The organism is Variovorax sp. Varisp41, assembly GCF_047325085.1.
In the GTDB taxonomy this organism is placed as follows: Bacteria; Pseudomonadota; Gammaproteobacteria; order Burkholderiales; family Burkholderiaceae_C; genus Variovorax.
Window position 1 is genome coordinate 5,105,547 of record NZ_CP168540.1, and the last position, 21,656, is coordinate 5,127,202.

The 21,656-nt window shown below is 59.4% G+C and carries 6 protein-coding genes, 4 tRNA genes and 6 rRNA genes; 12 read left to right on the top strand and 4 right to left on the bottom strand.

All coding sequences use genetic code 11. The features are described 5' to 3' along the window. Nucleotides 1-116 precede the first annotated feature (116 nt). Both ACEN9J_RS23575 and ACEN9J_RS23580 read left to right on the top strand, forming a co-directional pair. Nucleotides 117-2,420, top strand: a complete 2,304-nt coding sequence (locus tag ACEN9J_RS23575; RefSeq protein WP_413764604.1) for a TonB-dependent receptor — start codon at nt 117-119, stop codon at nt 2,418-2,420. 44 nt (nt 2,421-2,464) lie between these two features. Further along, nucleotides 2,465-3,370, top strand: coding sequence for a copper chaperone PCu(A)C (locus ACEN9J_RS23580; RefSeq protein ID WP_413762212.1), 906 nt, complete (start codon nt 2,465-2,467; stop codon nt 3,368-3,370). A 25-nt stretch (nt 3,371-3,395) separates the two neighbouring features. Here the strand turns inward: ACEN9J_RS23580 and ACEN9J_RS23585 are convergent, their stop codons facing one another. Then, complete coding sequence (locus ACEN9J_RS23585; RefSeq protein ID WP_413762213.1) at nt 3,396-5,171, bottom strand: phospholipase D family protein; 1,776 nt, start codon at nt 5,169-5,171, stop codon at nt 3,396-3,398. A gap of 99 nt (nt 5,172-5,270) precedes the next feature. Further along, nucleotides 5,271-7,169: an ATP-binding cassette domain-containing protein gene (locus ACEN9J_RS23590; RefSeq protein ID WP_057597884.1), complete on the bottom strand. Its 1,899-nt coding sequence runs from the start codon at nt 7,167-7,169 to the stop codon at nt 5,271-5,273. Nucleotides 7,170-7,763: 594 nt separating this feature from the next. Here ACEN9J_RS23590 and ACEN9J_RS23595 point away from each other — a divergent pair. The 10 genes from ACEN9J_RS23595 (at nt 7,764) to rrf (ACEN9J_RS23640) (ending at nt 18,818) form a co-directional block, all read left to right on the top strand. After that, a 16S ribosomal RNA gene (locus ACEN9J_RS23595) occupies nt 7,764-9,298 on the top strand. Nucleotides 9,299-9,387: 89 nt separating this feature from the next. After that, nucleotides 9,388-9,464: transfer RNA gene (locus ACEN9J_RS23600), tRNA-Ile, on the top strand. 40 nt (nt 9,465-9,504) lie between these two features. After that, a tRNA-Ala gene (locus ACEN9J_RS23605) sits at nt 9,505-9,580 on the top strand. A 315-nt stretch (nt 9,581-9,895) separates the two neighbouring features. Continuing rightward, nucleotides 9,896-12,766 (top strand): 23S ribosomal RNA (locus ACEN9J_RS23610). A gap of 142 nt (nt 12,767-12,908) precedes the next feature. Next, nucleotides 12,909-13,021, top strand: a 5S ribosomal RNA gene (rrf, locus tag ACEN9J_RS23615). Nucleotides 13,022-13,560: 539 nt separating this feature from the next. Next, nucleotides 13,561-15,095: ribosomal RNA gene (locus ACEN9J_RS23620) — 16S ribosomal RNA — on the top strand. 89 nt (nt 15,096-15,184) lie between these two features. Continuing rightward, nucleotides 15,185-15,261 (top strand) — tRNA-Ile (locus ACEN9J_RS23625). A gap of 40 nt (nt 15,262-15,301) precedes the next feature. Next, nucleotides 15,302-15,377 (top strand) — tRNA-Ala (locus tag ACEN9J_RS23630). 315 nt (nt 15,378-15,692) lie between these two features. Continuing rightward, nucleotides 15,693-18,563, top strand: a 23S ribosomal RNA gene (locus ACEN9J_RS23635). A 142-nt stretch (nt 18,564-18,705) separates the two neighbouring features. After that, nucleotides 18,706-18,818, top strand: a 5S ribosomal RNA gene (gene rrf / locus ACEN9J_RS23640). The 16S, 23S and 5S rRNA genes sit together here with 4 tRNA genes alongside, the layout of an rRNA operon. Before the next feature lie 136 nt (nt 18,819-18,954). On the opposite strand, the gene ACEN9J_RS23645 is transcribed toward rrf (ACEN9J_RS23640), so the two are convergent. Together ACEN9J_RS23645 and ACEN9J_RS23650 are read right to left on the bottom strand one after the other, a co-directional pair. Further along, nucleotides 18,955-19,884, bottom strand: coding sequence for an MBL fold metallo-hydrolase (locus ACEN9J_RS23645; protein ID WP_413762214.1), 930 nt, complete (start codon nt 19,882-19,884; stop codon nt 18,955-18,957). After that, nucleotides 19,885-21,582, bottom strand: a complete 1,698-nt coding sequence (locus ACEN9J_RS23650) for an AMP-binding protein (protein ID WP_413762215.1) — start codon at nt 21,580-21,582, stop codon at nt 19,885-19,887. Nucleotides 21,583-21,656 lie beyond the last annotated feature (74 nt).

The following is a 21,656-nucleotide window of genomic DNA, read 5'->3' on the forward strand; positions in this document are numbered from 1 at the left end:
ACCCTCGAGTCCATGGCTGGATGCGCCCGTTCGACGGGCGTCTCCGGTCCTTCCTGGCCAGCGTTTCGTGGAGCAGCCTCCCTGTGAACAAGCATTCCCGCGCCGTGGCGATCGCCATGGCATTCCCGCTGAGCGCCTCGCTCGGCGCGCCCGCCTGGGCGCAAACCGCGCCGGCGCCGTCGGCTGACGCGGCCCCCGGCGCCGAGCGCGCGCTCGGCGCCATCACCGTCACCGGCGGCCGGCCGACCTCGCTGCCGGCGCAGATCCCGACCACCATCGAAGGCACGACGCACGCGCAGATCGTCGAGACGGTGAACGCCACCGACAGCGAGGACGCGCTCAAGTACCTGCCGAGCCTGGTCGTGCGCAAGCGCTACATCGGTGACTTCAACCATGCGGTGCTGGCCACGCGCGCCTCGGGCACCGGCAACAGCGCGCGCTCGATGGTCTATGCCGACGGCATCATGCTGTCGAACCCGCTGGGCAACGGCGCCACCTACGCGCCGCGCTGGGGCATGGTCTCGCCCGAGGAGATCGAGCGCGTCGACGTGCTGTACGGACCGTTCTCGGCCGCCTACCCCGGCAACTCGGTGGGCGCGGTGGTCGACTACGTGACGCGCATGCCCGAGAAGTTCGAGGCCCATGTCAAGCTCAGCGGCTTCGTCTCGAACTTCGATCTCTACAACAGCCATTCCTCGCCGGCCGGCCAGCAGCTCGACTTGTCGCTGGGCAGCCGCAGCGGCGACTGGTCGTGGTGGCTCAGCGCCTCGCGCACCCAGAGCAAGGGCCAGGCGCTGGTGTTCGGCAACCGGCTGCTGAGCGCGGGCACGCTCGGCAATGCCGGCACCCCGGTCGCCGGCGCGGTGCTGGGGCTCAACCCCTCGAACCAGCCCTGGTGGCTGGTCGGTGGCGCGACGATCTACGACACCACGCAGGAACAGGCCAAGCTCAAGCTGGCCTACGACTTCTCGCCCACGGTGCGCGCCACCTACACGCTGGGCGCCTGGAACAACAGCACGCACGGCAGCGTCGACACCTGGCTGCGCGATCCGCTGGGCCAGCCGGTCTATGGCGGGCGGGTCAACATCGCCGGGCGCAGCTACAACCTCGACGCACCCAGCGGCGCGCTGGTGCCGACCGAGACCCGGCTCACCCACTACATGCACGGCCTCTCGGTCAAGAGCCACAGCGGCGGCGTGTTCGACTGGGAGGTGGCGGCCAGCCTGTTCGACTACGCGAGCGACACCTCGCGCACGCCGACCACGCCGCTGCCCGGCGCCTTCCTCGGCGGGCCGGGCCGCACCACCGACATGGGCGGCAGCGGCTGGCGCACCTTCAAGGCCGCGGGCACCTGGCGGCCCACCGGCTCGGCCGAGGGCGTAGGCGCGCACGTGGTCGACTTCGGCTTCCAGCAGGACACGGCCAAGCTGCGCACCAGCGTCGGCAACACCCTCGACTGGATCGGCGGCCCGCCGGTCACGCCGTTCTCGGCCTTCAACGGCAACACGCGGCTGCAGTCGCTCTACCTGCAGGACACCTGGCGCTTCGCGCGCGACTGGAAGACCACCCTGGGCCTGCGCCACGAGCGCTGGGAGGCCTGGGGCGGTCAACTCGGCAACGCGACCCGGCTGCTCGACTTCGCGCCGCGGAAGAACAGCTACGACTCGCCCAAGGCCGCGATTGCCTGGCAGGCCACGTCCGACTGGCTGTTCAAGGCCTCGACCGGCCGCGCGGTGCGCATGCCGACCGTGAGCGAGCTCTACCAGGGCTCGATCGACGGCAACCGCATCGTCAACACCGACCCCAACCTGCGGCCCGAGCGCTCTTGGACCACCGAGCTCAGCGCCGAACGCGGCCTCGATGGCTGGGGGCTCGACGGCGTGCTGCGCACCACGCTGCTCTTCGAGCGCACGAAGGACGCGCTCTACAGCCAGGCGCTGACCAACCTCGTGAGCACGGTGCAGAACGTCGATGCCATCCGCACCCGCGGGCTCGAGGTGGCGCTGAACGCCACCGACGTCGGCCTCCGCGGGCTCGACCTCGGCGGCAGCCTCACGCTCGCGAACTCGAAGATCACGGCCAACCGCGGCTTTCCGGCCAGCGTCGGCCAGCAGCAGCCGCGCGTGCCCAAGGTGCGCGCCACCCTGCTGGCCACCTACCGGCCCGACGCCAACTGGAGCTACACCCTGGGCATGCGCTACAGCGGCAAGCAGTACGGCACGCTCGACAACAGCGATCCGAACGGCTTCGCCTACATGGGCTTCTCGAAGTTCTTCGTGGCCGACCTGCGGGTGCGCTATCGCATCGACCGCCAGTGGAGCGCATCCTTCGGCATCGACAACCTGAACAACAACAAGTACTGGGCCTTCCATCCCTATCCGCAGCGGACCTACGTGGGCGAACTCAAGTTCGACCTCTGACGCCTGCCCTGTCTTCCACCGTCTTTCCTCAAGGAGTAACTCTCATGAACCGTCACCTCACCCTGCGCAGCGTCGCCGCCGCCGTCCTGCTGACCGGCAGCGCCGCCGCCGTGCTGGCCCACGTCACCTTGCCGCCCGGCGGCGTCACCGTGGGCAGCGACTACGACGCCGCCTTCCGCGTCGGCCATGCCTGCGAAGGCGCCAAGTCCACCACCGGCCTGGCGGTGAAGCTGCCCGCGGGCTTCGTGCTGAGCGAGGCGCAGGCGCGCAAGGGCTGGAAGCTCGATGTGCAGAAGGGCGCCGGCGGCGAGGTGCGCTGGACCGCCGAGAACGCGCAGGCCGCGCTGCCCGCCACCGAGAAGGCCGAGTTCGTGGTGCGCGGCAAGGCGCCGGCCACGCCGGGCACGCTGTGGTTCAAGGTGCTGCAGACCTGCGACGTGGGCAGCGCCGACTGGGCCGAAGTGCCGGCCTCGGGCAATTCCACCGCGGGCCTCAAGCGCCCGGCCGCCAGGCTGGACGTGGTGGCGCAGGGCGTCGCGACCGTCGACGTGCGCGACGGCTGGGTGCGCCAGTCGGTGCCGGGCCAGAGCGGCACCGGCGCCTTCATGAAGCTGACTTCGCCCACGGGCACCAAGCTCGTGGGCATCTCCACGCCCGCGGCCGGCGTGGCCGAGGTGCACGAGATGAAGATGGAAGGCGACACCATGAAGATGCGCGAACTGAGCGCCGGCCTCGACCTGCCGGCCGGCCAGACGGTGGAGCTCAAGCCGGGCGGCTTCCACGTCATGCTGATGGACCTGAAGGGCGCGGTCGCCAAGGGCACCAACGTGCCGCTGACCCTGAAGTTCGAGGACGCGAAGGGCGTGAAGACCGCGCTCGACGTCACGCTGCCCGTGGGCGCGCCGGCCGGTGCCGACGCGGGCGGGGCCGCGCATCAGCACAAGCATTGAGGCCGCTTCCGCGGCGCCGGGCTGACTAGAGCAACTGGTCCGGCGCCAGCGGCCCGAAGAGCTTGAGCAGCAGGCGCAGGCTCAGGCTGGCATCGGGCTCGGTCCGGCTGTCGGACAGGCCGCTGCCCTCGGGCGCATGCCAGACCAGCGAACCGTCGACCAGCTCGACGTGCCACGCGCGCTCGCGTAACCCGCGCTCGATCTGATCGGCGGCCAGGCGCGACAGCTCGGTGCTGCGGATCAGCAGCGCGATCTCGGTGTTCTGCAACTGCGAGCGCAGGTCGAGGTTCATCGAGCCGACCACCAGCAGCCGGCCGTCCATCACCAGCACCTTCGAATGCAGCATCGCGCGCGACTCGCCGGTCACGCTGCTGCCACCGGTCGAGCCGGTGGAGCCGCCGAAGGCGCTGCCCAGGCCGGCCTGCTCGCTGCGCAGTTCGTAGAGGCCGATGCCCATCTTGAGAAGTTCCTCGCGGTGGCGCGCATAGCCCACGTGGGCCACCGGCGCGTCGTTCGAGGCCAGCGAATTGGTCAGCACCCGGATGCGCACGCCGCGCGCGCGGGCGGCGGCGAAGGCCTGCTTCATGTCGGCGCCGGGCACGAAGTAGGGCGAGATGATCAGCAGGTCGGAGCGGGCCTGGCCGATGAGCTGCAGCAGTCCTTCGACCACCGTCTCGCTGCCGGCCGCGAGGTCGGAGTCGGCCGTGAGCGCGGCCGCGCTGCGCGAGACCCTGGCCTTGTCCTCGGGCTGGCTCACCACCAGCCCGGGCGCGCGGGCGCCGTCCGGGCCGCCGGGCACGTCGGCCGGGATCTTGCCGGGCTGGTCGGCCAGCATCGCGGCCGGCGCCCAGACGAAACGCGCGCTGCGCAGGTCGAGCGGCTTCTCGTCCCAGGCGCGCGCGCGCTGCTCGGCGGTGGGCGGGCCGTCGGGGCGGGGCTCGCCGTCGGGCGGCTTGGGCTGGTCGCCGGAATTGGCGGTGGCGGGGTCGCGCGCGCGGGCCGATTCCTCGGCCAGCTCCTTGTCGGTCTGGCGCGCGCGCTCGCGGATCGCCTGCAGCTCCTCGCGCGAGACCAGCGACTGCGCCGGGTAGGCGCGCTCGTTGTTCCAGTAGCTGTCGAAGCTGCGCGAGAGGTCCTGCACGATCGGGCCGGCCGCGAGCACGTCGACGTCGATGAAGTTGCCGTTGAGCGAGTTGCCGAAGTAGGCGTCGCCGAGGTTGCGCCCGCCGGTCACGCCCAGCACGTTGTCGGCCAGGAACAGCTTGTTGTGCATGCGCTGCTGGATGCGCGAGGCGTCGCCGGCCGAGTTCAGCAGCCGGCTGAAGGTCGAGCCGCGCGCGCCGGCGAGCGGATTGAACAGCCGCAGCTCGATGTTCGGCACGAAGGCCAGGCCCAGCACCAGCGCGTCGCGGCCGGTGCTGTGGAAGTCGTCGAGCAGGATGCGCACCCGCACGCCGCGCTCGGCCGCGGCGCGCAGGCCGCGCACCAGGCGGCCCGTGCTGGCATCGACGTGGATGGCGTAGTACTGGAGGTCCAGCGTCTTCTGGGCGCCATCGATCAGCGCCAGCCGGCTGCCGTAGGCCGCCTGCGGGCCCGCCAGCAGGAGGAAGCCCGATTCGTAGCGCGCCGCGTCGGCTCGGCGGCGTTCCTGGACCAGCGTGGCCAGTGCCGTGCCGGCCGGGGAGGCCAGGGCATTGGACACCGGGCGGTCCACGTCCTGGGGCAGTTGGGCGCAGGCGCCGAGGACGAGCAGCACGGTCGCCGCCATCGATCGGCCGAGGAACGCTGGAATGAACGGCATGCGGTGGACTCCCCCGGGGCGCTGTCTGTGGTCTGGATTGGGTGGGAGCCGCATGTATAGCCGAGGTCGCGGCCGTCCGGCGTCGGACGGCAGGCGGACTCAGCGGCTCGCGCCCAATTCCTCCTGTCGTTCCATCGCGCTCAGCAGTTCGTCGTCGATCTGCGTATGGCGGGCCGCCAGCTCGGTGGCGCGCGAGGCGTCGGTGGCGTAGATCGCGCCGCCGTCGAGCGCGAGGATTTCCGCGATGCGCTTCTGCTCGGTCTCCAGCGATTCGATCAGCGCGGGGAGGGCGTCGAATTCGCGCTGCTCCTTGTAGCTGAGCTTCTTGCGCGCCGCGCCGGTGGAGGCCGGGGCCACGCTGGCGGCGGGCGGCGGAGGCGCCACGGCGGGCGTGGCGGTCGCGGCCAGGCGCTGCTCGGCGATCTCGCGCGCGCGGCGGGACTGGATCAGCCAGTCCTGCACGCTGCCTTCGTACTCGCGCCAGCGGCCGTCGCCCTCGTAGGCGATGGTGCTGGTCACCACGTTGTCGAGGAAGGTGCGGTCGTGGCTCACGAGGAACACCGTGCCGTCGTAGTCCTGCAGCAGGCCCTCGAGCAGCTCCAGCGTGTCGATGTCGAGGTCGTTGGTCGGCTCGTCGAGCACCAGCACGTTGGCCGGGCGGGCGAACAGGCGCGCCAGCAGCAGCCGGTTGCGCTCGCCGCCGCTCAGCGAGCGCACCGGGGAATTGGCGCGCGCCGGGGAGAACAGGAAGTCCGACAGGTAGCTCTTGACGTGCTTGCGCTGGCTGCCGATCTCGATCCATTCGCTGCCGGGGCTGATGAAGTCCTCGAGCGTGGCATCGAGGTCGAGCTTGTCGCGCATCTGGTCGAAGTAGGCGACCTCGAGGTTGGTGCCGCGGCGGATCTTGCCGCTGTCGGGTTCGAGCTCGCCGAGGATCAGCTTGAGCAGCGTGGTCTTGCCCGCGCCGTTGGGGCCGAGCAGGCCGATCTTGTCGCCGCGCAGGATGGTGCCGCTGAAGTTGCGGATCACGGTCTTCTCGCCGAAGGACTTGGAGGCCTCGGTCAGCTCGGCCACGATCTTGCCGCTGGCCTGGCCGGTGGCCACGTCCATGTTGACGCTGCCCTGCACCTCGCGGCGGGCGGCACGGTTGGCGCGCAGCGCCTCGAGGCGTCCGATGCGGCTCTGGCTGCGGGTGCGGCGGGCTTCGACGCCCTTGCGGATCCAGACCTCTTCCTGCGCCAGCAGCTTGTCGGCCTTGGCGTTGATCACCGCTTCCTGGGCCAGCTGCTCTTCCTTCTGCAGCAGGTACTGCTCGAAGTTGCCGGGGTAGGAGCCGAGCTTGCCGCGGTCGAGCTCCACGATGCGGGTGGCGACGCGGTTCAGGAAGCTGCGGTCGTGGGTCACCGTGACCACGCTGCCCTTGAAGTCGATCAGCAGTTGTTCCAGCCACTCGATGGAATCGAGGTCCAGGTGGTTGGTGGGTTCGTCGAGCAGGAGCACGTCGGGCGCCGCGACCAGGGCCTGGGCCAGGGCCACCCGCTTGCGGGTGCCGCCCGACAGGTTGCCGACGCGGGCATTGCGGTCCAGATGGAGGCGATGCAGGGTTTCTTCGACGCGCTGCTCCCAGTTCCAGGCGTCGAAGGCCTCGATCTGGGACTGGAGGGCGTCCAGGTCCAGGCCTTCCGCGCCCGATAGATAGAGGTCCCGCACGGCGATCACCTCGGACAGCCCGGCACTGGCGGCGGTGAACACGTCGGCCTCCATGTCGAGGGCGGGTTCCTGCGCCACATAGGAGACACGCAGGTGTTGCTGGTATTGGAGGGCGCCGTCGTCGGGCTTCTCCAGTCCTCCCAGTATCTTGAGCAGGGAGGACTTGCCCGCGCCGTTGCGGCCGATCAGGCCGATACGCTCCGATTCGAGCAGCGAGAAGTCCGTGTGATCGAGCAGCGGGACGTGACCGAACGCCAGTTGGGCGTCGAGGAGTGTGATGAGTGCCATGTGGGGCGGATTATCCGAGGAGCCTGTTCTGCCTGCGGCAGCGCGCAGCGCTGCCGCAGGCAGGAAGCCGGGCGGTCGATTTGTTTGCGGCGCTCTTGCAGGGCGGAAGAAATGGCATATACTCGCTGGCTCGGCTGACGATGCGGCAACGCAAATCAGATCGACCAGCCCGAAGGCGAAAGCCGAGGGCAAGTCGATTAAGAAAGTCGAAAAAACTTCTCTCGAAGTTGACGCATGGTGAGAATTCTGTGCATAATCGAGGGCTTCGCTGACTGGCTTCGGCGGTGATGACGAAAGTTGTTGCTCTGGGGTTGGATGGTGAAGGGGATGAAAAAAGTTTTGACGGTTCTTTAAAAACCGTGTTAGACTACAAGGCTTCGCTGATCGCAGCGAGCAAGACGAAGCAGACGTTAAGTTGCTTCGGTGATCGTTAAAAAATTACAGCCGATAAGCGTGGGCGTTTGAAGGTAATTGCGTAAGTTCTTCGGAACAAGTCGCAAGACTTAAAACGCTCATGAGAATAGAAGTGAAGTTCACTTCAATTTCTTTTTTATGAGTTTTGCCTGGTCGCGAGATCAGGCGCAAATCAAGATCGAACTATAGAGTTTGATCCTGGCTCAGATTGAACGCTGGCGGCATGCCTTACACATGCAAGTCGAACGGCAGCGCGGGAGCAATCCTGGCGGCGAGTGGCGAACGGGTGAGTAATACATCGGAACGTGCCCAATCGTGGGGGATAACGCAGCGAAAGCTGTGCTAATACCGCATACGATCTACGGATGAAAGCAGGGGATCGCAAGACCTTGCGCGAATGGAGCGGCCGATGGCAGATTAGGTAGTTGGTGAGGTAAAGGCTCACCAAGCCTTCGATCTGTAGCTGGTCTGAGAGGACGACCAGCCACACTGGGACTGAGACACGGCCCAGACTCCTACGGGAGGCAGCAGTGGGGAATTTTGGACAATGGGCGCAAGCCTGATCCAGCCATGCCGCGTGCAGGATGAAGGCCTTCGGGTTGTAAACTGCTTTTGTACGGAACGAAACGGCCTTTTCTAATAAAGAGGGCTAATGACGGTACCGTAAGAATAAGCACCGGCTAACTACGTGCCAGCAGCCGCGGTAATACGTAGGGTGCAAGCGTTAATCGGAATTACTGGGCGTAAAGCGTGCGCAGGCGGTAATGTAAGACAGTTGTGAAATCCCCGGGCTCAACCTGGGAACTGCATCTGTGACTGCATTGCTGGAGTACGGCAGAGGGGGATGGAATTCCGCGTGTAGCAGTGAAATGCGTAGATATGCGGAGGAACACCGATGGCGAAGGCAATCCCCTGGGCCTGTACTGACGCTCATGCACGAAAGCGTGGGGAGCAAACAGGATTAGATACCCTGGTAGTCCACGCCCTAAACGATGTCAACTGGTTGTTGGGAATTCACTTTCTCAGTAACGAAGCTAACGCGTGAAGTTGACCGCCTGGGGAGTACGGCCGCAAGGTTGAAACTCAAAGGAATTGACGGGGACCCGCACAAGCGGTGGATGATGTGGTTTAATTCGATGCAACGCGAAAAACCTTACCCACCTTTGACATGTACGGAATTCGCCAGAGATGGCTTAGTGCTCGAAAGAGAACCGTAACACAGGTGCTGCATGGCTGTCGTCAGCTCGTGTCGTGAGATGTTGGGTTAAGTCCCGCAACGAGCGCAACCCTTGTCATTAGTTGCTACATTCAGTTGGGCACTCTAATGAGACTGCCGGTGACAAACCGGAGGAAGGTGGGGATGACGTCAAGTCCTCATGGCCCTTATAGGTGGGGCTACACACGTCATACAATGGCTGGTACAAAGGGTTGCCAACCCGCGAGGGGGAGCTAATCCCATAAAACCAGTCGTAGTCCGGATCGCAGTCTGCAACTCGACTGCGTGAAGTCGGAATCGCTAGTAATCGTGGATCAGAATGTCACGGTGAATACGTTCCCGGGTCTTGTACACACCGCCCGTCACACCATGGGAGCGGGTTCTGCCAGAAGTAGTTAGCTTAACCGCAAGGAGGGCGATTACCACGGCAGGGTTCGTGACTGGGGTGAAGTCGTAACAAGGTAGCCGTATCGGAAGGTGCGGCTGGATCACCTCCTTTCTGGAAACAAGCAATTTAATTTAAACGCCCACACTTATCGGTTGTTGGAAGAAGTCGGTTGTCTTCGGTTTTGAAGGCGATTGGCGAATGGGTCTGTAGCTCAGCTGGTTAGAGCACCGTCTTGATAAGGCGGGGGTCGTTGGTTCGAGCCCAACTAGACCCACCAAATCTTCTGATACCTCGTGTGAGAGAAAACTGAGGGATTTGGGGGATTAGCTCAGCTGGGAGAGCACCTGCTTTGCAAGCAGGGGGTCGTCGGTTCGATCCCGTCATCCTCCACCACAACCAATCATCGGTTCCCCTCGGAACGTTTCAACACCAAAGCGGCTTCCTGCGAAAGCATGAGGCTTCTTTGTTGTTGATCGGGATCTCCTGATCAATCGGCTGTTCTTTAAAAATTCATAGAGTTGAATCAGCGTTGCTGACGGAAAGAGCTTCATGGCTCACCGTGCCGTCAGCAACTTGAATTTTTGATTGCGTCAATATGAACTTCAATTTCGAGAAATCGATTTATGAAGACGGCATAACGCGCCAGGTGAAAGACCTGGCGATTCCTTGATTGACTTTGGTTTCTGTGAAGAAACGTCAAAGTTATAGGGTCAAGTGAATAAGAGCACGTGGTGGATGCCTTGGCGATGATAGGCGACGAAGGACGTGATAGCCTGCGATAAGCTTCGGGGAGCTGGCAAATTAGCTTTGATCCGGAGATTTCCGAATGGGGAAACCCACCGAAAGGTATCGCATGATGAATACATAGTCATGCGAGGCGAACCGGGTGAACTGAAACATCTCAGTAGCTCGAGGAAAAGACATCAACCGAGATTCCGAAAGTAGTGGCGAGCGAAATCGGAAGAGCCTGCTAGTGATAGCACAAGACTTATCAGAACGGCTTGGAAAGGCCGGCCATAGTGGGTGACAGCCCCGTACGTTAAAAGACTTGTGTGGTACTGAGCTAGCGAAAAGTAGGGCGGGACACGTGTAATCCTGTCTGAATATGGGGGGACCATCCTCCAAGGCTAAATACTCATCATCGACCGATAGTGAACTAGTACCGTGAGGGAAAGGCGAAAAGAACCCCGGGAGGGGAGTGAAATAGATCCTGAAACCGCGTGCTTACAAAAAGTAGGAGCCCGCAAGGGTGACTGCGTACCTTTTGTATAATGGGTCAGCGACTTACATTCAGTGGCAAGGTTAACCGAATAGGGAAGCCGTAGAGAAATCGAGTCCGAATAGGGCGATCAGTCGCTGGGTGTAGACCCGAAACCAAGTGATCTATCCATGGCCAGGATGAAGGTGCCGTAACAGGTACTGGAGGTCCGAACCGACTAGTGTTGCAAAACTAGCGGATGAGCTGTGGATAGGGGTGAAAGGCTAAACAAACTTGGAAATAGCTGGTTCTCTCCGAAAACTATTTAGGTAGTGCCTCAAGTATTACCTTCGGGGGTAGAGCACTGTTTTGGCTAGGGGGTCATGGCGACTTACCAAACCAAGGCAAACTCCGAATACCGAAGAGTACAGCTTGGGAGACAGAGCACCGGGTGCTAACGTCCGGACTCAAGAGGGAAACAACCCAGACCGCCAGCTAAGGTCCCTAAAATTGGCTAAGTGGGAAACGAAGTGGGAAGGCTAAAACAGTCAGGATGTTGGCTTAGAAGCAGCCATCATTTAAAGAAAGCGTAATAGCTCACTGATCGAGTCGTCCTGCGCGGAAGATGTAACGGGGCTAAGCCAGTTACCGAAGCTGCGGATTTGCAATTTATTGCAAGTGGTAGGAGAGCGTTCTGTAAGCCTGTGAAGGTGCGTTGTAAAGCGTGCTGGAGGTATCAGAAGTGCGAATGCTGACATGAGTAGCGTTAAAGGGGGTGAAAAGCCCCCTCGCCGTAAGCGCAAGGTTTTCTACGCAACGTTCATCGGCGTAGAGTGAGTCGGCCCCTAAGGCGAGGCAGAGATGCGTAGCTGATGGGAAACAGGTCAATATTCCTGTACCGATATACAGTGCGATGTGGGGACGGATCTTAATAGGTCATCCGGGTGTTGGATATCCCGGTTTAGTTGGATGTAGGCGTGCATTAGGCAAATCCGGTGCACATATACCGAGGCCAACGATCGAGCGAGCTTGCTCGCGAAGTGACTGAACGAGGTTCCAGGAAAAGCCACTAAGCTTCAGCTGTATACGACCGTACCGCAAACCGACACTGGTGCGCGAGATGAGTATTCTAAGGCGCTTGAGAGAACTCAGGAGAAGGAACTCGGCAAATTGACACCGTAACTTCGGAAGAAGGTGTGCCCTATTAGTGTGAAGTGAACAACGGAGCATGAATGGGTTGCAAAAAATCGGTGGCTGCGACTGTTTATTAAAAACACAGCACTCTGCAAACACGAAAGTGGACGTATAGGGTGTGACGCCTGCCCGGTGCTGGAAGATTAAATGATGGGGTGCAAGCTCTTGATTGAAGTCCCAGTAAACGGCGGCCGTAACTATAACGGTCCTAAGGTAGCGAAATTCCTTGTCGGGTAAGTTCCGACCTGCACGAATGGCGTAACGATGGCCACACTGTCTCCTCCTGAGACTCAGCGAAGTTGAAATGTTTGTGATGATGCAATCTCCCCGCGGAAAGACGGAAAGACCCCATGAACCTTTACTGTAGCTTTGTATTGGACTTTGAACAGATCTGTGTAGGATAGGTGGGAGGCTTTGAAGCAGGGTCGCTAGATCTTGTGGAGCCAACGTTGAAATACCACCCTGGTGTGTTTGAGGTTCTAACCTAGGTCCATTATCTGGATCGGGGACAGTGCATGGTAGGCAGTTTGACTGGGGCGGTCTCCTCCCAAAGCGTAACGGAGGAGTTCGAAGGTACGCTAGTTACGGTCGGACATCGTGACGATAGTGCAATGGCATAAGCGTGCTTAACTGCGAGACTGACAAGTCGAGCAGATGCGAAAGCAGGACATAGTGATCCGGTGGTTCTGTATGGAAGGGCCATCGCTCAACGGATAAAAGGTACTCTGGGGATAACAGGCTGATACCGCCCAAGAGTTCATATCGACGGCGGTGTTTGGCACCTCGATGTCGGCTCATCTCATCCTGGGGCTGTAGCCGGTCCCAAGGGTATGGCTGTTCGCCATTTAAAGAGGTACGTGAGCTGGGTTTAAAACGTCGTGAGACAGTTTGGTCCCTATCTTCCGTGGGCGCTGCAGATTTGAGGAAGCCTGCTCCTAGTACGAGAGGACCGGAGTGGACACACCTCTGGTGTATCGGTTGTCACGCCAGTGGCATTGCCGAGTAGCTAAGTGTGGAAGAGATAACCGCTGAAAGCATCTAAGCGGGAAACTCGTTTCAAGATGAGATCTGCCGGGGCCTCGAGCCCCCTGAAGAGTCGTTCAAGACCAGGACGTTGATAGGTCAGGTGTGGAAGCGCAGTAATGCGTTAAGCTAACTGATACTAATTGCTCGTGCGGCTTGACCCTATAACTTTGATCAGTCAGATCAAGGTGTTATGCCAAGTTGACGCATTCAAAAACACATTCAAATAACGCCACCGCGCGTGCTGATTCAAAACTCTATGAATTCGCCAGGTTGATCACTCGATCAGCCCGGCAACCCTTTATGCCTGATGACCATAGCGAGTTGGTACCACTCCTTCCCATCCCGAACAGGACAGTGAAACGACTCAGCGCCGATGATAGTGCGGGTTCCCGTGTGAAAGTAGGTCATCGTCAGGCTATTACAGCCCGGAAAGGCCCAGCACAGTGTGTTGGGCCTTTCTTATTTATGTGAGCACCTCATAAGTGCAAGCAAGACAAGCGAAGCATCCGGCACTCTGCAGGTTGTCAGCACTGTCGGTAGCGAGTCTTCGGGCGAGCTGCAAGCAGGTCGAAAAAACTTCTCTCGAAGTTGACGCATGGTGAAAATTCTGTGCATAATCGAGGGCTTCGCTGACTGGCTTCGGCGGTGATGACGAAAGTTGTTGCTGTGGGGTTGGATGGTGAAGAGGATGAAAAAAGTTTTGACGGTTCTTTAAAAACCGTGTTAGACTACAAGGCTTCGCTGATCGCAGCGAGCAAGACGAAGCAGACGTTAAGTTGCTTCGGTGATCGTTAAAAAATTACAGCCGATAAGCGTGGGCGTTTGAAGGTAATTGCGTAAGTTCTTCGGAACAAGTCGCAAGACTTAAAACGCTCATGAGAATAGAAGTGAAGTTCACTTCAATTTCTTTTTTATGAGTTTTGCCTGGTCGCGAGATCAGGCGCAAATCAAGATCGAACTATAGAGTTTGATCCTGGCTCAGATTGAACGCTGGCGGCATGCCTTACACATGCAAGTCGAACGGCAGCGCGGGAGCAATCCTGGCGGCGAGTGGCGAACGGGTGAGTAATACATCGGAACGTGCCCAATCGTGGGGGATAACGCAGCGAAAGCTGTGCTAATACCGCATACGATCTACGGATGAAAGCAGGGGATCGCAAGACCTTGCGCGAATGGAGCGGCCGATGGCAGATTAGGTAGTTGGTGAGGTAAAGGCTCACCAAGCCTTCGATCTGTAGCTGGTCTGAGAGGACGACCAGCCACACTGGGACTGAGACACGGCCCAGACTCCTACGGGAGGCAGCAGTGGGGAATTTTGGACAATGGGCGCAAGCCTGATCCAGCCATGCCGCGTGCAGGATGAAGGCCTTCGGGTTGTAAACTGCTTTTGTACGGAACGAAACGGCCTTTTCTAATAAAGAGGGCTAATGACGGTACCGTAAGAATAAGCACCGGCTAACTACGTGCCAGCAGCCGCGGTAATACGTAGGGTGCAAGCGTTAATCGGAATTACTGGGCGTAAAGCGTGCGCAGGCGGTAATGTAAGACAGTTGTGAAATCCCCGGGCTCAACCTGGGAACTGCATCTGTGACTGCATTGCTGGAGTACGGCAGAGGGGGATGGAATTCCGCGTGTAGCAGTGAAATGCGTAGATATGCGGAGGAACACCGATGGCGAAGGCAATCCCCTGGGCCTGTACTGACGCTCATGCACGAAAGCGTGGGGAGCAAACAGGATTAGATACCCTGGTAGTCCACGCCCTAAACGATGTCAACTGGTTGTTGGGAATTCACTTTCTCAGTAACGAAGCTAACGCGTGAAGTTGACCGCCTGGGGAGTACGGCCGCAAGGTTGAAACTCAAAGGAATTGACGGGGACCCGCACAAGCGGTGGATGATGTGGTTTAATTCGATGCAACGCGAAAAACCTTACCCACCTTTGACATGTACGGAATTCGCCAGAGATGGCTTAGTGCTCGAAAGAGAACCGTAACACAGGTGCTGCATGGCTGTCGTCAGCTCGTGTCGTGAGATGTTGGGTTAAGTCCCGCAACGAGCGCAACCCTTGTCATTAGTTGCTACATTCAGTTGGGCACTCTAATGAGACTGCCGGTGACAAACCGGAGGAAGGTGGGGATGACGTCAAGTCCTCATGGCCCTTATAGGTGGGGCTACACACGTCATACAATGGCTGGTACAAAGGGTTGCCAACCCGCGAGGGGGAGCTAATCCCATAAAACCAGTCGTAGTCCGGATCGCAGTCTGCAACTCGACTGCGTGAAGTCGGAATCGCTAGTAATCGTGGATCAGAATGTCACGGTGAATACGTTCCCGGGTCTTGTACACACCGCCCGTCACACCATGGGAGCGGGTTCTGCCAGAAGTAGTTAGCTTAACCGCAAGGAGGGCGATTACCACGGCAGGGTTCGTGACTGGGGTGAAGTCGTAACAAGGTAGCCGTATCGGAAGGTGCGGCTGGATCACCTCCTTTCTGGAAACAAGCAATTTAATTTAAACGCCCACACTTATCGGTTGTTGGAAGAAGTCGGTTGTCTTCGGTTTTGAAGGCGATTGGCGAATGGGTCTGTAGCTCAGCTGGTTAGAGCACCGTCTTGATAAGGCGGGGGTCGTTGGTTCGAGCCCAACTAGACCCACCAAATCTTCTGATACCTCGTGTGAGAGAAAACTGAGGGATTTGGGGGATTAGCTCAGCTGGGAGAGCACCTGCTTTGCAAGCAGGGGGTCGTCGGTTCGATCCCGTCATCCTCCACCACAACCAATCATCGGTTCCCCTCGGAACGTTTCAACACCAAAGCGGCTTCCTGCGAAAGCATGAGGCTTCTTTGTTGTTGATCGGGATCTCCTGATCAATCGGCTGTTCTTTAAAAATTCATAGAGTTGAATCAGCGTTGCTGACGGAAAGAGCTTCATGGCTCACCGTGCCGTCAGCAACTTGAATTTTTGATTGCGTCAATATGAACTTCAATTTCGAGAAATCGATTTATGAAGACGGCATAACGCGCCAGGTGAAAGACCTGGCGATTCCTTGATTGACTTTGGTTTCTGTGAAGAAACGTCAAAGTTATAGGGTCAAGTGAATAAGAGCACGTGGTGGATGCCTTGGCGATGATAGGCGACGAAGGACGTGATAGCCTGCGATAAGCTTCGGGGAGCTGGCAAATTAGCTTTGATCCGGAGATTTCCGAATGGGGAAACCCACCGAAAGGTATCGCATGATGAATACATAGTCATGCGAGGCGAACCGGGTGAACTGAAACATCTCAGTAGCTCGAGGAAAAGACATCAACCGAGATTCCGAAAGTAGTGGCGAGCGAAATCGGAAGAGCCTGCTAGTGATAGCACAAGACTTATCAGAACGGCTTGGAAAGGCCGGCCATAGTGGGTGACAGCCCCGTACGTTAAAAGACTTGTGTGGTACTGAGCTAGCGAAAAGTAGGGCGGGACACGTGTAATCCTGTCTGAATATGGGGGGACCATCCTCCAAGGCTAAATACTCATCATCGACCGATAGTGAACTAGTACCGTGAGGGAAAGGCGAAAAGAACCCCGGGAGGGGAGTGAAATAGATCCTGAAACCGCGTGCTTACAAAAAGTAGGAGCCCGCAAGGGTGACTGCGTACCTTTTGTATAATGGGTCAGCGACTTACATTCAGTGGCAAGGTTAACCGAATAGGGAAGCCGTAGAGAAATCGAGTCCGAATAGGGCGATCAGTCGCTGGGTGTAGACCCGAAACCAAGTGATCTATCCATGGCCAGGATGAAGGTGCCGTAACAGGTACTGGAGGTCCGAACCGACTAGTGTTGCAAAACTAGCGGATGAGCTGTGGATAGGGGTGAAAGGCTAAACAAACTTGGAAATAGCTGGTTCTCTCCGAAAACTATTTAGGTAGTGCCTCAAGTATTACCTTCGGGGGTAGAGCACTGTTTTGGCTAGGGGGTCATGGCGACTTACCAAACCAAGGCAAACTCCGAATACCGAAGAGTACAGCTTGGGAGACAGAGCACCGGGTGCTAACGTCCGGACTCAAGAGGGAAACAACCCAGACCGCCAGCTAAGGTCCCTAAAATTGGCTAAGTGGGAAACGAAGTGGGAAGGCTAAAACAGTCAGGATGTTGGCTTAGAAGCAGCCATCATTTAAAGAAAGCGTAATAGCTCACTGATCGAGTCGTCCTGCGCGGAAGATGTAACGGGGCTAAGCCAGTTACCGAAGCTGCGGATTTGCAATTTATTGCAAGTGGTAGGAGAGCGTTCTGTAAGCCTGTGAAGGTGCGTTGTAAAGCGTGCTGGAGGTATCAGAAGTGCGAATGCTGACATGAGTAGCGTTAAAGGGGGTGAAAAGCCCCCTCGCCGTAAGCGCAAGGTTTTCTACGCAACGTTCATCGGCGTAGAGTGAGTCGGCCCCTAAGGCGAGGCAGAGATGCGTAGCTGATGGGAAACAGGTCAATATTCCTGTACCGATATACAGTGCGATGTGGGGACGGATCTTAATAGGTCATCCGGGTGTTGGATATCCCGGTTTAGTTGGATGTAGGCGTGCATTAGGCAAATCCGGTGCACATATACCGAGGCCAACGATCGAGCGAGCTTGCTCGCGAAGTGACTGAACGAGGTTCCAGGAAAAGCCACTAAGCTTCAGCTGTATACGACCGTACCGCAAACCGACACTGGTGCGCGAGATGAGTATTCTAAGGCGCTTGAGAGAACTCAGGAGAAGGAACTCGGCAAATTGACACCGTAACTTCGGAAGAAGGTGTGCCCTATTAGTGTGAAGTGAACAACGGAGCATGAATGGGTTGCAAAAAATCGGTGGCTGCGACTGTTTATTAAAAACACAGCACTCTGCAAACACGAAAGTGGACGTATAGGGTGTGACGCCTGCCCGGTGCTGGAAGATTAAATGATGGGGTGCAAGCTCTTGATTGAAGTCCCAGTAAACGGCGGCCGTAACTATAACGGTCCTAAGGTAGCGAAATTCCTTGTCGGGTAAGTTCCGACCTGCACGAATGGCGTAACGATGGCCACACTGTCTCCTCCTGAGACTCAGCGAAGTTGAAATGTTTGTGATGATGCAATCTCCCCGCGGAAAGACGGAAAGACCCCATGAACCTTTACTGTAGCTTTGTATTGGACTTTGAACAGATCTGTGTAGGATAGGTGGGAGGCTTTGAAGCAGGGTCGCTAGATCTTGTGGAGCCAACGTTGAAATACCACCCTGGTGTGTTTGAGGTTCTAACCTAGGTCCATTATCTGGATCGGGGACAGTGCATGGTAGGCAGTTTGACTGGGGCGGTCTCCTCCCAAAGCGTAACGGAGGAGTTCGAAGGTACGCTAGTTACGGTCGGACATCGTGACGATAGTGCAATGGCATAAGCGTGCTTAACTGCGAGACTGACAAGTCGAGCAGATGCGAAAGCAGGACATAGTGATCCGGTGGTTCTGTATGGAAGGGCCATCGCTCAACGGATAAAAGGTACTCTGGGGATAACAGGCTGATACCGCCCAAGAGTTCATATCGACGGCGGTGTTTGGCACCTCGATGTCGGCTCATCTCATCCTGGGGCTGTAGCCGGTCCCAAGGGTATGGCTGTTCGCCATTTAAAGAGGTACGTGAGCTGGGTTTAAAACGTCGTGAGACAGTTTGGTCCCTATCTTCCGTGGGCGCTGCAGATTTGAGGAAGCCTGCTCCTAGTACGAGAGGACCGGAGTGGACACACCTCTGGTGTATCGGTTGTCACGCCAGTGGCATTGCCGAGTAGCTAAGTGTGGAAGAGATAACCGCTGAAAGCATCTAAGCGGGAAACTCGTTTCAAGATGAGATCTGCCGGGGCCTCGAGCCCCCTGAAGAGTCGTTCAAGACCAGGACGTTGATAGGTCAGGTGTGGAAGCGCAGTAATGCGTTAAGCTAACTGATACTAATTGCTCGTGCGGCTTGACCCTATAACTTTGATCAGTCAGATCAAGGTGTTATGCCAAGTTGACGCATTCAAAAACACATTCAAATAACGCCACCGCGCGTGCTGATTCAAAACTCTATGAATTCGCCAGGTTGATCACTCGATCAGCCCGGCAACCCTTTATGCCTGATGACCATAGCGAGTTGGTACCACTCCTTCCCATCCCGAACAGGACAGTGAAACGACTCAGCGCCGATGATAGTGCGGGTTCCCGTGTGAAAGTAGGTCATCGTCAGGCTATTACAGCCAAAAAAGCCCCAACCAAAACGGTTGGGGCTTTTTTCTTTGCGCAAGCAAAAGCAAAAGCAAAGCAGAAGCAAAAAACAAAAAGCGCATCGCTTGAAACGATGCGCTTTTTTTATTGCTGGATCAATTCAGAGATTCCGGACTTCGTATTCGGTTAATTCAGCCGCCTTTGCCGCGACGAGCTCGCCTAGGATCTCCTGTGCCAAGACATCCAATGCCACACCCTGGAAGAACCGCGCGCACACCATGGCTAGATAAGGCGTCTCGCGCACCCAAGCCGTCCAATCCGAGCGCGACATCCTCTGCTTTTCCAGCAGCTTGAACTTGATCAGTACCTTGATCGCATGCCGCGCATGCTTTGCGGGATCCCGCTGCAGCCCCTCGAGCCGTCGCCGCGCCACCTTCAACGCACCTGCCACGTCCGTGAAGATCGTTCCGTGTCCCGGAATCACGATCAATGGCGCCAGGCGCTCGATCAGATCCAGGGTGACCCCCATCTCTCCAAACGACGGTTCGCCCTTCAGTTCCGGAAAAGCGATGCCGAACCCGTTCTCCCACAGCGCATCCGCCGACACCAAGGTCCGCGACACAGGCTCGAAAAGAATGACCGAGTGCGGATCGTGACCAGGCGCCGCATGAATCTGCCAGTGCAGCCCGCCGACCTCGCGCTCCGTCCCAGGCTGCAGCAGCCCTGAGGCGCGAAACCGAGGGCAGCTCTGCCCCGTCGCCCGGAAGCTCAGCGCTTCTTCATCCCAGCGCTCCACCAGCGCCGCCTCGCCCGGCGGGATCTCGATGCGAAGGGCCGGATAGCGCGCCTGCAGCGCCGCATTCCCGCCGCAATGGTCGCTGTGCAGGTGCGTGTTGAGCACCCGGTCCAACTGCCGCCCGTCCAATGCCGACTCGACCAGCGCCACCGTCTGCTCGGCATGCGCCACATAGCCGGTATCGATCAGCGCCGTCTCATCGGCGCCGATCGCGAGGATGTTGTTGGAAGACAGCCACCCACGCTCGAGCACGACGACATTCGCCGGCAACCCGGCGACCGCCGCCGCGCTCATTCAATGGCCCGCGGAGGCGGTGGTGCGGAGTTCGCGGCGCAGGATCTTGCCGACGTTGGTCTTGGGCAGCGCATCGCGAAACTCGATGTGCCGTGGGCGCTTGTAGCCGGTGAGTTGTCCATTGCAGTATTGCAGCACAGCCTCCTCGGTCAGGCTCGGGTCCTTGCGCACCACGAAGACCTTGATCGCCTCGCCCTGCTTCTCGTCGGGCACGCCGATGGCCGCGCATTCCACCACGCCGGGGCACAGCGAGATCACGTTCTCGAGCTCGTTCGGGAACACGTTGAAGCCGCTGACCAGGATCATGTCCTTCTTGCGGTCGACGATGCGGCTGTAGCCGTCCTCCTGCATCACGGCGACGTCGCCGGTGCGCATGAAGCCGTCGGCGGTGAAGGCCGCCGCTGTCTCGGCCGGCTGGTTGTAGTAGCCCTTCATCACGTTCGGGCCCTTGATACAGAGCTCGCCCGATTCGCCGATCGGCATCGAATTGCCCTCATCGTCCTTGATCGCGATCTCGATGCTCGGCAACGGCAGGCCGATGGTGCCGGTGAACCTGGTGTTCGACACCGGGTTGTTGGTGCCGATCGCGCAGGTCTCGCTCATGCCCCAGCCTTCGATCATGGGGCAGCCGGTGGCCTCGAACCAGCGCTTCGCCGTGCCTTCCGAGGCCGCCATGCCGCCGGCCTGCGAGACGAACAGCGTCGAGAAGTCGATGGTCTTGAACTCGGGATGCATCAACAGCGCGTTGAACAGCGTGTTCACCGCCGGCAGCATGTGGAAGGGCCGCTTCTTCAGCACCGCGATGAACTTGTCGAAGTCGCGCGGGTTCGGCACCAGCGTCATGTGCGAACCCTGGCGGATCACGAGCAGGCACAGCGTGAGCGCGAAGATGTGATACAGCGGCAGCGCCGCGATGCTGTTGACCTTCGCGAGGTCGCCCGCGCGCGCGAGCGCCGGCGTGAACCAGGCCTCGGCCTGCAGGGTGGCGGCCACGATGTTGCGATGCGTGAGCACCGCGCCCTTCGACAGCCCGGTCGTGCCGCCCGTGTACTGCAGGAAGGCGATCGAATCGAGCGTGCTCTCGTCGGCTGCCAGCGTGCGGCCGCGTCCTTCGGCGAGCGCCTGCGAGAACGGCGTGACCGTGCGGCCATCGCTCAGCGGCAGCTTGAACGGCGGCACCATCTTCTTCAGGTGCCGCACCGCGAGCGTGATCCAGCTGCCGTAGAGGCCGCCGAGCAGGTCGCCCATCGCGGTGATGACCACGTGCTTCACGGGCGTCTTCTCGATCACCTGCTCGAGCGTGGAGGCGAAGTTCTCGAGGATCACGATCGCGGTCGCGCCCGAGTCCTTGAGCTGGTGCTCGAGCTCGCGCGCGGTGTACAGCGGATTGACGTTCACGCAGGTGTAGCCGGCGCGCAGCACGGCACACATGGTGACCGCGAACTGCGGGATGTTCGGCAGCATGATCGCCACGCGCGCGCCGGGCTCGAGCCCGCGCGATTGCAGCCAGGCGCCGAGCGCCTTCGATTGCGCATCGAGCTCGCCGTACGACATCCAGCGTTCCATGCACACCGAGAACGGGCGGTCGGCATAGCGGCCGAAAGCCTCGTCGAACATGTGGGAAAGCGATCGGTACTGCTCGGGATCGATCTCGTGCGGTACGCCGGCCGGATAGTGCTGTCGCGCGGATGTCTGCATGCAAGCTCCTTTGGCGCGGATTGTGGGAGCCGCAAAGGACAAGCGACCAGCGGGCTTGTCCTAGGTAAATGCAT